The following is a 12,391-nucleotide window of genomic DNA, read 5'->3' on the forward strand; positions in this document are numbered from 1 at the left end:
GCCATGCCCATGCGATCGACACCGTCGTTGCCGCTCACGCGAACCACCCCTGCAGCATCCAACCCTGCTGCTCGCCGGCCGGAGCGAACGCCCAGGCGCGCTGTCCCTGCGAGGTTTCGATGACGTAGTAGTCGCGACGCGCGTCGTCGCCGTCCCACCAGCCGCTTTCCAGGCGCTCAGGACCGGACACGATGCGTGGCCGCGGGTCGCGCAATGGAACCGGCCGCGGCAGCAGCCAGCACGGGCGCGGCGGGCGCACGGGGGCCTCGTCGATGCGTGTCTGGTCATCCTGCACGCGCCGCCAGGCGCGCTCAGGACGCGGATCGCCCGAGGGCACCACCGCATACACCGCCTCGTCGCCCAGGCGCGCGCGCAGCCGCTCGCGCAGCTGCGGCCAGGGCAACTGCTGCTGGCTGCGCGTGTCGAACAGGTCGCGCGAGGCCGGGGCGAACGGCGGCAGCTCGCGCGCCAGCAGGCGCACGCCTACCACCGGCCGCTCGATGCGCACCTTTTCCAGCCGGCTGCGGGTGACTTCGAACAGCATCGCCGCATCGCGCTCGGCCGAGAGCAGCCCGACCTCGACATCGCTGTGCCCGCTTTCGTGTTCGAGGCGCAGCACGAAGCGCTGCACGCCGCCGTCGCGCATCGACAGGAAGGTGCACAGGTCGCCTACCAGGCGCCGCAGCGGGAACAGCAGGGCCATGTGGCTCTCGACCTCGTAACCGAGTTCGACGCGCGCATCGAAATGGTCGGGGGGCGCATAGCAGTGGAGCGGATCGTCGGCCTCGCCATAGAGGCGGTCGAGGTGCTCGAGCAGGGGCAATCCGAAGCGTCGTCGCAGCGCATCGCGCGGCAGCGCGCGCAAGGCGCGCAGGTCGCGTACGCCCATGCGCTGCAGGCGCTCGCCGCTGTCGTCGGGCAGCCGCGCGCGCCGCACCGGCACGCGGTCCAGGGTGGCGGCCATCGCGTCGCCGTGCATCAGCGCCAGGCCATCGCGCAATCCCGCCAGCACGTGCGCGGCGCGCGGCGTCGGCGCCAGCGCGATGCGGTGTTCGAAGCCCAGCGCCGCCAGCTCCTCGCGCAAGCGTCGTTCGATCCGCGGCCAGGGCCCCAGCAGGCGGAAGCTGCCGCGCACCTCCAGCAGGATGCAACCGGGCCACTGCGCGCTCACCAGCGAACTGTGGCGATAGGCCCAGGCCGCGAGAAAACGCTGCCAGCGCGCTTCGGCCTGCGGATCGTGCTCGACCATCGCGAAATCCGGCAGCAGCGCGTGCGCGGCGGTCAGGCGCATGCCAGGACGCAGGCCCGCCTCCGCGGCGGCGGCATTCACCGCATACAGACTGCGCAGCTGCGCAGGCCCGGTCACCAGCGCCAGCGGCGCCCCGGGGTCAGGCAGACGGCGGAGGACGCCATCCAGCGCCAGTTGCGGCAGCAGTACGCAGGCCCAGAGCATCGGCGTCAGTCACGCACAAGCGCCGCAGGGGCGAACTGCAGTTCGTGCTGCGGATGGGGAGCGGCGGAAGGCGCCGAGCCGCGCACCGGCGCCTCCATCCCTCGTCCGCGGAGGGACGTACCGAAGGCGGATGGACGCGCGCCGCCGGCGCGGGCGGCTGCATCGCGATCGGCTTGGCTCCACGCCAGCCCGCTCCCGCTTGCGGAACCGGGGGTAGCGACCAGGCGACGCATCGGGGAATCGGCGGCCACGCCGGCCTGCGCTTGCGCGGTATCGCGCACCGGCTGCCTCGTTCCCGATTCGCGGGCGAAGCCGGTAGAGGCAGGTGCACCAAAGGCGCGGCTGGCCACCTCGGCACCTGTCGCGCTCCAACCCGCCCCACCCTTGCCTGCAGACACGGCAACGTTGGCGAGACGGAGTTCGGAGAGGGTTGCCACCTCGCGGACAGGCGCCTGCACGGGAACGGGCGCAGGCCCTGTCTTTTCCTCTTCGCGAGGAACGGCCCCGAACTGCGACGGAACCGCAGCTTCGGGCAGGAACGGCTGCGCCGGCACCGGGCCGCCGCGGCACTTGCGCACCTGCCAGGCCATGCCGCGCCCGGCCCGTACCGCTTCCAGCCGCAGCGCTGCCGGCGAGGGATTGGCCAGGTGGCGGCGATCGCGCAAGGCGAAGCCCAGGCACTGGCCCGTGTCCGCCGCCACCTGCAGGCGGCGCAGCGCGCGCGCATCCGCCTGCTGCGGCCAGCCGATCACCGCGGCGCAGGTGCCGCTGCGCAGGCACTGCTCGAAGGCCCAGAGCGCATCGCGCGGCGCAGCCTCGACAATGCGCAGCTGCGCTAGGTCCACCCCCGCCGCCTGCCAGGCCGGCGCATACGGCAGATAGGGCGGCGCCACCAGCACCACGCGCTCGCCTTCGCGCGTGCAGCGCGCCAGCGTGGGCAGCAGCAGCGACAGCTCGCCCACGCCGTCGGCCGGCAGCAGCAGTTCGGTCAGCGCGCGTCGCGGCCAGCCGCCCTGCGGCAGCAGCGCGTCGAGCGCGGCATGCCCGGTCGGCTCTCCATCGGCGGCGATCGCCGCGCTGCGGCCCGCGTGCCACAGCGTGCGCGCGGCCAGAAGAGTATCGAGTTGAACCACGGCCGACACGACTAGCCCCGCCGCACCAGGCCGCAGTACACGCCTTCGATGGCGAAGTCCTGGCCGGCGCGGACCTCGATCGGCTGGTGGTCGGGATTGCGCGGCAACAGGCGGATGCGCGCCCGGCCCCGCTCCAGCCGCTTGATGGTGATCTCGCCGTCGATGCGCGCCACCACCACCTGGCCGTTGCGCGCCTCGCTGGCGCGCTTCACCGCCACCAGATCGCCGTCGAAGATGCCGTCGTCGCGCATCGACTCGCCCTTCACCCGGAGCAGGTAGTCGGGCCTTTCGGAAAACAGCGCGCGGTCGAGCAGCAGCAGTTCATCGCTGCCGATATCCGCGCCGATCGGCTGGCCCGCGGCCACCTGGCCCAGCACCGGCAGCGGCAGCTGGTCGGGCCGGCCAGGCAGGCGCAGGCCACGCTTGCGCCCCGCTTCCAGTTCGACCAGCCCGTCGGCAACGAGCGCCTGGACGTGCTTCTGCGCGGCATTGCGCGAGGCGAAGCCGAAGGCGTGGGCGATCTCGGCAAGGCTCGGGGCGCGGCCCGCGGCCAGTTCCTGGCGCAGGAAGGCCAGCACGGCGGCGCGTTGGGGCGGGAGGGTGTCGACGGGGCTCATGGGTGTACATTTGTACACCCCCCGGGCTCAGGAGGCGAGACTGGACAAAGCGCACGCTTTCACTTGCGGGCAAGGTCCGTCAGCGACAATATAACTTTCGTTATAACAATCGAGTGCGCCCATGAAGCTCAAGATCACCACCATCGGCAACTCCGCCGGCGTCATCCTGCCCAAGGAGTTGTTGGCCCGCCTGCGCCTGGGCAAGGGCGACGCGCTATATGCGCTGGAAACGCCCGACGGCATCCGCCTGACGGCTTTCGATCCCGAGCTGGCGGCGCAGATGGAGGTGGCCGAAGAGGTCATGCGCGAAGACCGGCAGGTCCTGCACAAGCTCGCCCAGTGAGGAGTCCATGATCACCTGGATCACCAAGGCACTGGCGCTGGCCATCCACGACCGCCAGTTGGCTGAACACGGGGGCGGCAGCGGCGTTCGCGACCACGCCCTGCTCGATTCCGCCCTGGCCCGGCCCCAGCAGCTTTACGCCTACGGCCATCCTCCGCCGGATCTTGCCGATCTCGCTGCCAGTCTCGCTTTCGGACTGGCACGCAACCATCCCTTCGTCGACGGCAACAAGCGCACGGCGCACGTCTGCTATCGCGTCTTCATCGCCCTCAACGGCGGTGAATTCGTCGCAACCGATGAGGACAAGTACATCAACATGCTGAGCCTCGCCGAAGGCTCTCTCGAAGAATCCGCCTTCGCCGACTGGCTGCGGCCGCGCATCACCGTCAAGCCACGCGGCAGGGTGCAGGAGGCTGCAGGAAGCGCGGGCTGAGCTTCCCGCCCGCCGCGAACCATTGCGCGACTCATTCCTCCGCGGTCGGCGCAGGTCCCAGCCACTGCGGGTAGCGCCGCACGATCTCCATCATCCGGTCCTGGAAGCCCGGATCCTCCCGGCCCACCGTCTTCGCCAGCTCGACCCGGTCGAGAAAGAACTGTTCGAACCCGCCCGGCGACAGCCGCGTCAGCAGCTTTACCGGCCGGTCGTCGGCACTGCCTTGGGCATGCACGGTGCCGCGCGGGATATGCACGTAGGAACCGGCCGGCAGGGTAAGGCTGCGCCCGTCCATCTCCAGCGCCAGCGTGCCCTCGAGCACGTAGAAGCTCTCGTCCAGCCCGGGATGCACATGGGCCGGCGTGCGATACGGCGCGTCCTCGTGCAGTTCGATCAGGGCATAGGTGCCGCCGCTGCGGGCCGAAGGCACCAGCAGCCGCAGGCGCCCTGCGTCGTAGCGTTGCTCGGCTGCCTCATCAGCGCCTACCACCAGCGCCTGCACGGGATCGGACGGCACCGGCGGCGCCGCTATCACGGGCAGCGCGCAGCTCGCCAGCAGGACCAGCAAGCAGGCTCGGAGACATGGCATGGCAGACACTCCTGTGGCGGCAGGTCGTTGTCGTTCAGCAAACGGCGCCCGTATCCCTTGGCGGCCATCCACCATAGGCACCGGCAGCAGCCAACCGCCGGGAAACGTGCGCACCGCATCGACACCTGTGCACAGGCCGAGCCCCCCCCGCCGCAGCGTGCTGCAGACCTGGCCGACCCCCTCCTCCGAGACTGCAGGCGCTGCGGCGGCTCAGCCGTGGCCGCGGCGCGCGTCGAGCCGGTGCATGAACACGCCCGCCACCGCCACGCCGATCGCCACCACGGTGATGATCAGGGTCGCCAGCGCGTTGATCTCCGGGGTCACGCCCAGCTTGACCTTGGAATAGATCAGCATCGGCAGGGTGCTCGAGCCCGGCCCGGACGTGAAGCTGGCGATCACCAGGTCGTCCAGCGACAGGGTGAAGGCCAGCAGCCAGCCGGCCAGCAGCGCCGGCGCGATCAGCGGCAGGGTGATCAGGAAGAACACCCGCCACGGGCGCGCGCCCAGATCCATCGCCGCCTCTTCCAGGCTGCGGTCGAGCGAGGTCAGGCGCGAGCGCACCACCACGGTGACGTAGCAGGTGGTGAGCGTGATATGCGCCAGCATGATCGTGGTCATGCCGCGCTGCGGCCAGCCGGTCATCTGCTGCAGCGCCACGAACAGCAGCAGCGAGGACAGGCCCAGCATCACGTCGGGCATCACCATCGGCGCGGAGTTCATCAGGCTCAGCACGCCGCGCCCGGGGAAACGGCCGAAGCGCGACAGCGCCATGCCGCTGGCCGTGCCGAGGAACACCGCCGCGGTGGCGGCCGTGGCCGAGATCAGCAGGCTGCGCCCGAGCGCGTCGAGGATCTGCTGGTTGCCGAACAGCTCGCCATACCAGCGCAGCGAGAACCCGCCCCAGACCGTCGCCAGGCGCGAGGCGCTGAAGGAGTACACGATCACCGAGAGGATCGGGATGTAGAGGAAGGCATAGCCGCCCGCGATCACCGCCCACAGCCACCACGGCCGGCCCTTCATGCCTCGGCCTCGCGCTGTTCGCGCCGGTTTTCGAAGTACTCGAACACCAGGGTCGGGATCACGATCAACAGCAGCATCGCCACCGCCACCGCCGAGGCCAGCGGCCAGTCGCGGTTGGTGAAGAATTCCGTCCACAGCACGCGGCCGATGGTCAGCGCGTCCGGGCCGCCCAGCAGGTCCGGGATCACGAACTCGCCCACCGCCGGGATGAACACCAGCAGGCAGCCGGCGATGATGCCGGGCATCGACAGCGGCAGGGTGATGCGCAGGAACGACTGCGCCGGTTTCGCGCCCAGATCGGCCGCCGCGTCGAGCAGGGTGAAATCCAGCCGCATCAACGTGGCCGCCAGCGGCAGCACCATGAAGGGCAGGTAGTTGTAGACGATGCCGATGTAGACCGCGAGGTTGGTGTGCAGCACCGCCTCGCCCGGCTCGAGCACGCCGATGGCGGCCAGCGCGGCGGACAGCCAGCCGTTGGCCTTGAAGATGCCGATCATCGCGTAGGTGCGCAGCAGCGAGCTGGTCCAGAACGGCAGGATCACCAGCATCATCAGCAGCAGTCGCGTCACCGGGTTCGCCCGCGCGATGCCATAGGCCATGGGATAGCCGATCAGCAGGCAGAACAGGGTCGAGACGCCCGCGAACAGCAAGGATCGCAGGTAGGCCGCCACGTACAGCGGATCCTGCAGCAGCAGCGCGTAGCTGGAGATGTGCACGCGCAGCGACACCGCACCATTGCCCGCCTGCTCGATCAACGCGGTATACGGCGGCACCTGTCCGAACACCGCCTCGGCGAAGCTGATCCGGGCCACGATCAGGAAGGGCACCGCGAAGAACAGCCCCAGCCACAGCATCGGGATCAGCTTCACCAGCAGCCGGCCGCGCCGGGTGCGGAACTCGTCGCGCACCACCCGGAAAAAGCCGAACAGGTTGCGGACGACGTCCGCCCAGAAGCTCCACGTCGCCTGGTCGCCGCGCGCGCTCACGAGGCCAGCACCACCGCGCCGGTGGCCGGCCAGCTCAGCCACAGCGTGTCGTCCCAGTCGTAGTGCGGCTCGGAACTGCGCTCGACGTGGGTTTCCTGCACGCGGATGGTCGCCCCGGCCTCGGTCTGCACGTGGTAGATCGACACATCGCCCAGGTAGGCGATGTCGCGCACCTTGCCCACCGCAACATTGTCCGCATCCGGGCGCTGCTCGTGCACGTCGATCTTCTCGGGCCGCACCGCCACGCTCACCGCGGTGCCCTCGGGGATGTAGTCGGTATGCCGCGCCAGCACCGGTTCTTCCAGCTGCTCGCACTGCACCCGCACCAGCCCATCCCCGGCGTCGTGCGACAACACGCGGCCCTCGAACAGGTTGATGCCGCCGATGAACTCGGCCACGAAGCGCGTCGCCGGGAATTCATACAGCGCCGCCGGCGTGGACACCTGCACGATGCGCCCGGCATCCATCACCGCGATGCGCGAGGACATCGTCATCGCCTCCTCCTGGTCGTGCGTGACCATGATGAAGGTGGTGCCGACCTTTTCCTGGATGTTGACCAGCTGGAACTGGGTGCGCTCGCGCAGGCGCTTGTCGAGCGCGCCCAGCGGCTCGTCCAGCAGCAGCAGCTTGGGCTGGCGCGCCAGCGCGCGGGCCAGGGCGGCGCGCTGGCGCTGGCCGCCGGAGAGCTGGTCGGGCTTGCGGTTGCCCAGCTGCGGCATCTGCACCAGCTCGAGCATGGCCTGCACGCGGTCGCGGATCTCGCCCGCCGGCAGGCGATCCTGCTTGAGGCCGAAGGCGATGTTCTGCGCCACGGTCATGTGCGGGAACAGCGCGTAGCTCTGGAACATCATGTTCACCGGCCGCTGGTAGGGCGGCAGCGCGGTCACGTCGACGCCGTCGATCAGCACCCGCCCCTTGTCGGGCGTCTCGAATCCCGCCATCACCCGCAGCAGGGTGCTCTTGCCCGAGCCCGAGCCGCCCAGCAGGGCGAAGAACTCGCCGCGATAGATGTCCAGCGAGATGTCGTCGCAGGCGTAGAACTTGCCGAAGGTCTTGGTGACGCCCTCGATGCGCACGAACGGCTGCGCGGCGGCGTCGCGCCAGGGTTCGACCGGCGGCGTGGCGCGTGCGGGTGCTGCCATGGATGGGATCTCCGGGGCTGGCCCTTGCGCCGTGCGCGGCGCGCGCATCGGGCATGACCGGTGGAAACGGCGCGCGTCCAGCAACGCATTCGCGCGAAGCGCGCATGGTACGTCCTCGCGCCGCGCCTGTGCACCGCGCGGCGCCCGCGACGTGCATGCGTCACCACGCGCAGGACCGATCGACCCCCGGTCGCGCGCGCCGGCGTGGCTGAACGGAGGGGCGGGATGGCGTGCCAGGACCGCAGCGCCATCCCGCTGCCATCACCGGCCGCTCTTGATCGCCGTCCAGGCGCGCACGCGCTGGCGCTGCACGTCCTCGGGCAGCGACACCGGGTCGACCAGCTTGGCGCGCACGTCCTCGGGCGGATACACGCCCGCATCGGCGGCGATTTCAGGATCCACCAGCGCGGTGGCGTCCTTGTTGGCGTTCGCATAGGCCACGTAGTCGGTGACCTTGGCGATCACCTCGGGCTGCAGCAGGTAGTCGATGAACGCGTGCGCGTTGTCGGCATGCGGCGCGTCCTTAGGAATCGCGATCACGTCCATCCAGCGGATCGCGCCCTCCTTCGGGATCACGTAGCGGATGTCCGGTGCGGCCTTGCCGGTGGCCTCGGCCGCCTCGGCCGCGACGTCGCGCGCCTGCCCGATATCGCCCGAATAGCCCATCACCAGGCAGGCATCGCCATTGGCCAGCGCGTCCTTGTAGGCGGCGTTGTTGAAGGTGCGCACGTGCGGACGGATCCCCGCATAGGCCTGCTTCACCAGCTCGATGTCTTCCACGCTGCCGGCATTGGGATCCTTGCCCAGCCAGATCAGGGCGGCGCCGAAGGCCTCCTGGTCGTCGTCGAGCACGTGGATGCCGCAGGACGCGAGCTTTTCGGCGTTGGCCGGGTCGAACAGCAGCGCCCAGGAATCCAGCGGCGCATCTGGCCCAAGCGCGGCCCGCACCTTGTCCACGTTGACGCCCAGGCCGGTGGTGCCCCACATGTACGGCACCACGTGGGCATTGCCCGGATCGATGTCGGTCAGCCCGGCCAGCACGTCGGCGTCCAGATGCGACCAGTGCGGCAGGCGGGCCTTGTCCAGCGGCGCGTACAGGCCGGCGCCGATCTGGCGCTGGGCGAACGGGCGCGCGGACGGGAATACCACGTCGTAGCCCGAGCTGCCGGTGGTGAGCTTGGTCTCGAGCGTCTCGTTCTCCGAGTACACGTCGTAGTTGACCTTGATCCCGGTCGCCTGCTCGAAGCCGGCGATGGTGTCCTCGGCGACGTAGTCCGACCAGTTGTAGACGTTGAGTTCCTTGGCGCCACCGGCCGCATCGCCGGCCGCGCCATCGCCGGAACCGCCGCCGCAGGCGGCAAGCATCAGGGCGCAGGCGAGCGGGGCGAGTCGGAGGGGGCGTGGGCGCATTGCAGGGATCCTGTAGGGGGTGGACGCGGGCGCGGACGGCCCGGCAGGCCGAAATGGTAAGCCCTGGCGCCTGCCGCTGCATGGACCGGGCCCGGCCCGCGGCGCCACGCGTGTATCGTATGCGCCCCCTCGCACCGTGGTTCGACGTCCCATGCGCCTCGCCCAGACCAGCCTCCTGCTCGCCCTCGCCGCCCTGCCCGACTTCGCCCTCGCCCAGGAGGCCGACGGCGCCAGCGCCTGGTCCGTGGAGGGAGAACTCGCGGTCGCCAGCGACTACGTCTGGCGCGGTGTCACCCAGACCGACGGCAAGCCCGCCTGGATGGGCGAGGTCACCCTGTCCCACGACAGCGGCTTCTACGCGGGCGCCTGGGTGGGACGCGCGGATACCGGCGATTCGGAATCCGGCGTCGACCACGAGATCGACGCCTACCTGGGCTGGGCGGGCGATCTGACCGACAGCGTCGCGATGGACCTCTCGGTGATGCGCGCCAAGTACCCGGGCACCAACGCCGGTTACGAGATGGACTACACCGAGTTCGCCGCCGCGCTGTCGCTGGGCGAGACCTACACGCTGGGCGTGGCGTATTCGCCCGACATCTTCCAGCTCGGCGAGTCGGGCATCTACTACAGCGCCGCGGCCGAATATCCGCTGGGCGAGAGCGGCTTCGGGCTCAAGCTCTCCGCCGGCTGGTACGACCTCGACGATGCCGCCGGCGACAGCTATGGCGACTATCTGGTGGGAGTGACGCGCACGTTCGGACCGATCGACGCGGAGCTGCACTACACCAATACCGTCAGCTACGGCGAGGTGCTGTCGGAGAACCTCGACGACGCCGACAAGGCCAACGGCCGCGTCGCGCTGCGGCTGGGCTGGAGTTTCTGACCGGGGCTGTACGCAGCGGCGTGCGATCGCCTCCGCTGGCAGCACGACCGCGCGCCTTCGACCACCTGCGGCTGACGTGGCCCCCATGCCTCCGCGCCTCCATGCGCCGCGCTCACGCCCGGCTGTGCAGGATCGGCGGGATGACCCGATCCTGGAGCGCAGCGCATGGCCGATTCCCGCACCCCGACCGCCACCCCACCCGGACACCCGCCCGAGCGCGGCGCGCGGCCAGCCGAAGACACGCCGCCCGGCCACGTGGGCAGGCGCACCGAAGGCCCTGACCCGGATGCGGACGCGCCACGCGGAAATGCCGGCGAGTACCACCAGCAGGCTGCCGCGGGACGCCCGCGACTCACCACCAACCAGGGCGTGGTGATCGCCGACAACCAGAATTCGCTGCGCCAGGGGCCGCGCGGCCCCAACCTGCTGGAGGATTTCATCCTCCGCGAGAAGCTCACCCATTTCGACCACGAGCGCATCCCCGAGCGCATCGTGCACGCGCGCGGCGCGGCCGCGCATGGATTCTTCGAACTCACCCATTCGCTGGCGCAGTACACTCGCGCGAAGCTGTTCACCGAAGTCGGCAAGCGCACGCCCGTGTTCGCCCGCTTTTCCACCGTCGCCGGCAGCAAGGGTTCGGTCGACACGCCGCGCGACGCGCGCGGCTTCGCGGTGAAGTTCTATACCGACGAGGGCAATTACGACCTGGTCGGCAACAACATCCCGGTCTTCTTCATCCAGGACGCGATGAAGTTCCCCGACCTGGTGCACGCGGTCAAGCCCGAGCCCGACCGCGGTTTCCCGCAGGCCACCGCCGCGCACGATACGTTCTGGGACTTCATCTCGCTCACGCCCGAATCGATGCACATGATCATGTGGGCGATGAGCGACCGCACCATCCCGCGCTCGCTGCGGATGATGGAAGGCTTCGGCGTGCACAGCTTCCGCCTGCTCACCGAGGACGGCACCAGCACCTTCGTCAAGTTCCACTGGCGGCCGAAGCTCGGCGTCCAGTCCACGGTGTGGGACGAAGCGGCCAAGCTGCAGGGCGCCGACAACGACTACCACCGGCGCGACCTGTTCGAGGCGATCCAGGCCGGCCACTACCCGGAGTGGGAACTGGCCGTGCAGCTGTTCACCGAGGAGGAGGCCGATGCCTTCGACTTCGACCACCTCGACCCCACCAAGATCGTTCCCGAGTCGCTGGTGCCGCTTCAGGTCATCGGCCGCATGGTGCTCGACCGCTGGCCCGACAACTTCTTCGCCGAGACCGAACAGGTCGCGTTCTGCCCGGCCAATCTCGTGCCCGGCATCGATTTTTCCAACGACCCGCTGCTGCACGGACGCCTGTTTTCCTACCTCGACACCCAGCTGATCCGCCTGGGCGGGCCCAACTTCCACCAGATCCCGATCAACCAGCCGCGCTGCCCCTTCGCCAACCACCAGCGCGACGGGCACATGCAGATGCAGATCCCGAAGGGCCGGGTGAACTACGAACCCAGTTCGCTGCAGGAGGACAGCCCGCGCGCCGATGCGCGCAGCGGCTTCCGCAGCCATGCCTCGCGCGTCGACGATGGGGTGAAAGGCCGCCTGCGGCCGGAAAGCTTCGCCGACCACTACAGCCAGGCGCGGATGTTCTTCCGCAGCCTGGAGGCGCCCGAGCAGGCGCACCTGGCCTCGGCCCTGGTGTTCGAGCTGTCGAAGGTGGAGACGCCGAAGGTGCGCGAACGCATGGTCGGGCAGCTGCGCAACATCGACGCATCACTGGCGCAGCGCGTGGCCGAGGGCCTCGGCCTGGGGGCGCTGCCCGACGCGCCCGCACCCGCGGTGCCGGTGCGCGACATGCCGCCGGCACCGGAAGTGCGCGTGATCGGCCGCATGCGGGAAACGCTGGAGGGCCGCAGCATCGGCATTCTTGTCGACGACGGCAGCGACGCGCCCACCCTCGATGCGCTGATCGCCGCCGCGCAGGCCGAAGGCGCGACGGTGAAGATCGTGGCGCCGAAGCTCGGCGGCGCGACGCTCTCGGACGGGCGCCGGCAGCCGGCGGACGCGCAGCTGGCCGGCGCGCCGTCGGTCCTGTTCGATGCGGTCGCGGTGCTGCTCTCCGCGCAAGCCGGCGCGAGGCTGGCCAAGGAATCGGCGGCGCTGGACTTCGTCGCGTTCGCCTGGGCGCACCTGAAGGCGATCGCCTTCGACGACGGGGCCACGCCGCTGCTCGAGGCCGGCAACGTCGGCCGCGACGCCGGCATCGTCGACGCGGGCGACCGCGATGGCTTCATCGCCCAGGCCAGGACCCGGCAGTGGGCGCGCGAGCCCGCCGTGCGCATGCTCGCCTGACCACGCCGCAGGCCGACGGCACGCCCGGGCAACCGGCGTGCC

The 12,391-nt window shown here is 70.2% G+C and carries 11 protein-coding genes and 1 pseudogene; 4 read left to right on the forward strand and 8 right to left on the reverse strand.

Annotated features, from left to right (window positions below; all coding sequences use genetic code 11):
- Positions 1-34 precede the first annotated feature (34 nt).
- The 3 genes and pseudogenes from ACQYVW_RS04210 to lexA form a co-directional block, all read right to left on the reverse strand.
- Positions 35-1,453 carry a Y-family DNA polymerase gene (locus tag ACQYVW_RS04210; RefSeq protein WP_434934530.1) on the reverse strand — a complete coding sequence of 473 codons (1,419 nt, stop codon included), beginning with the start codon at positions 1,451-1,453 and terminating at the stop codon, positions 35-37.
- Positions 1,454-1,992: 539 nt separating this feature from the next.
- Positions 1,993-2,622, reverse strand: a pseudogene (imuA, locus tag ACQYVW_RS04215) (translesion DNA synthesis-associated protein ImuA); the annotation flags it as partial.
- The gene (gene lexA / locus ACQYVW_RS04220) at positions 2,598-3,203 is read right to left on the reverse strand and encodes a transcriptional repressor LexA (RefSeq protein ID WP_434935847.1); all 606 of its coding nucleotides are present in this window, start codon (positions 3,201-3,203) and stop codon (positions 2,598-2,600) included. The pseudogene imuA and the gene lexA, both read right to left, overlap by 25 nt.
- 121 nt (positions 3,204-3,324) lie before the next feature.
- On the opposite strand from lexA, the gene ACQYVW_RS04225 reads away from it, so the two are divergent.
- A complete protein-coding gene (locus ACQYVW_RS04225) occupies positions 3,325-3,546 on the forward strand; it encodes an AbrB/MazE/SpoVT family DNA-binding domain-containing protein (RefSeq protein ID WP_434946130.1) in 222 nt (73 codons plus the stop codon).
- Between the two features lie 7 nt (positions 3,547-3,553).
- Positions 3,554-3,979, forward strand: coding sequence for a type II toxin-antitoxin system death-on-curing family toxin (locus ACQYVW_RS04230; protein WP_434946131.1), 426 nt, complete (start codon positions 3,554-3,556; stop codon positions 3,977-3,979).
- A gap of 31 nt (positions 3,980-4,010) precedes the next feature.
- On the opposite strand, the gene ACQYVW_RS04235 is transcribed toward ACQYVW_RS04230, so the two are convergent.
- From ACQYVW_RS04235 to ACQYVW_RS04255, 5 genes are all read right to left on the reverse strand, one after another.
- A complete protein-coding gene (locus ACQYVW_RS04235; RefSeq protein WP_434946132.1) occupies positions 4,011-4,568 on the reverse strand; it encodes a cupin domain-containing protein in 558 nt (185 codons plus the stop codon).
- Positions 4,569-4,778: 210 nt separating this feature from the next.
- Positions 4,779-5,588 carry an ABC transporter permease subunit gene (locus ACQYVW_RS04240; RefSeq protein ID WP_434946133.1) on the reverse strand — a complete coding sequence of 270 codons (810 nt, stop codon included), beginning with the start codon at positions 5,586-5,588 and terminating at the stop codon, positions 4,779-4,781.
- Entirely contained in the window at positions 5,585-6,442 is an 858-nt protein-coding gene (locus ACQYVW_RS04245; protein ID WP_434946260.1) for an ABC transporter permease subunit, read from the reverse strand. The genes ACQYVW_RS04240 and ACQYVW_RS04245 overlap by 4 nt, the downstream gene beginning before the upstream one ends.
- A 128-nt stretch (positions 6,443-6,570) precedes the next feature.
- Positions 6,571-7,716 carry an ABC transporter ATP-binding protein gene (locus ACQYVW_RS04250; protein WP_434946134.1) on the reverse strand — a complete coding sequence of 382 codons (1,146 nt, stop codon included), beginning with the start codon at positions 7,714-7,716 and terminating at the stop codon, positions 6,571-6,573.
- Between the two features lie 261 nt (positions 7,717-7,977).
- The gene (locus ACQYVW_RS04255) at positions 7,978-9,126 is read right to left on the reverse strand and encodes a polyamine ABC transporter substrate-binding protein (RefSeq protein WP_434946135.1); all 1,149 of its coding nucleotides are present in this window, start codon (positions 9,124-9,126) and stop codon (positions 7,978-7,980) included.
- A gap of 151 nt (positions 9,127-9,277) precedes the next feature.
- Here ACQYVW_RS04255 and ACQYVW_RS04260 point away from each other — a divergent pair, with 151 nt between their 5' ends.
- Together ACQYVW_RS04260 and ACQYVW_RS04265 are read left to right on the forward strand one after the other, a co-directional pair.
- On the forward strand, positions 9,278-10,009 hold the full coding sequence (locus tag ACQYVW_RS04260) for a TorF family putative porin (protein WP_434946136.1): 732 nt from the start codon (positions 9,278-9,280) through the stop codon (positions 10,007-10,009).
- A gap of 165 nt (positions 10,010-10,174) precedes the next feature.
- Positions 10,175-12,349: a catalase gene (locus tag ACQYVW_RS04265; protein WP_434946137.1), complete on the forward strand. Its 2,175-nt coding sequence runs from the start codon at positions 10,175-10,177 to the stop codon at positions 12,347-12,349.
- The last annotated feature ends 42 nt before the right edge of the window (positions 12,350-12,391 follow it).

It is taken from the genome of Luteimonas campi (assembly GCF_051162505.1).
GTDB lineage: Bacteria > Pseudomonadota > Gammaproteobacteria > Xanthomonadales > Xanthomonadaceae > Luteimonas.

Coding starts and splice junctions, on each gene's coding strand:
- ACQYVW_RS04210 (WP_434934530.1), bottom strand. CDS start 1,453: ATGCTCTGGGCCTGCGTACTGCTGCCGCAACTGGCGCTGGATGGCGTC.
- ACQYVW_RS04235 (WP_434946132.1), bottom strand. CDS start 4,568: ATGCCATGTCTCCGAGCCTGCTTGCTGGTCCTGCTGGCGAGCTGCGCG.
- ACQYVW_RS04265 (WP_434946137.1), top strand. CDS start 10,175: ATGGCCGATTCCCGCACCCCGACCGCCACCCCACCCGGACACCCGCCC.
- ACQYVW_RS04225 (WP_434946130.1), top strand. CDS start 3,325: ATGAAGCTCAAGATCACCACCATCGGCAACTCCGCCGGCGTCATCCTG.
- ACQYVW_RS04245 (WP_434946260.1), bottom strand. CDS start 6,442: ATGCTGTGGCTGGGGCTGTTCTTCGCGGTGCCCTTCCTGATCGTGGCC.
- ACQYVW_RS04255 (WP_434946135.1), bottom strand. CDS start 9,126: ATGCGCCCACGCCCCCTCCGACTCGCCCCGCTCGCCTGCGCCCTGATG.
- ACQYVW_RS04260 (WP_434946136.1), top strand. CDS start 9,278: ATGCGCCTCGCCCAGACCAGCCTCCTGCTCGCCCTCGCCGCCCTGCCC.
- lexA (WP_434935847.1), bottom strand. CDS start 3,203: ATGAGCCCCGTCGACACCCTCCCGCCCCAACGCGCCGCCGTGCTGGCC.
- ACQYVW_RS04230 (WP_434946131.1), top strand. CDS start 3,554: ATGATCACCTGGATCACCAAGGCACTGGCGCTGGCCATCCACGACCGC.
- ACQYVW_RS04240 (WP_434946133.1), bottom strand. CDS start 5,588: ATGAAGGGCCGGCCGTGGTGGCTGTGGGCGGTGATCGCGGGCGGCTAT.
- ACQYVW_RS04250 (WP_434946134.1), bottom strand. CDS start 7,716: ATGGCAGCACCCGCACGCGCCACGCCGCCGGTCGAACCCTGGCGCGAC.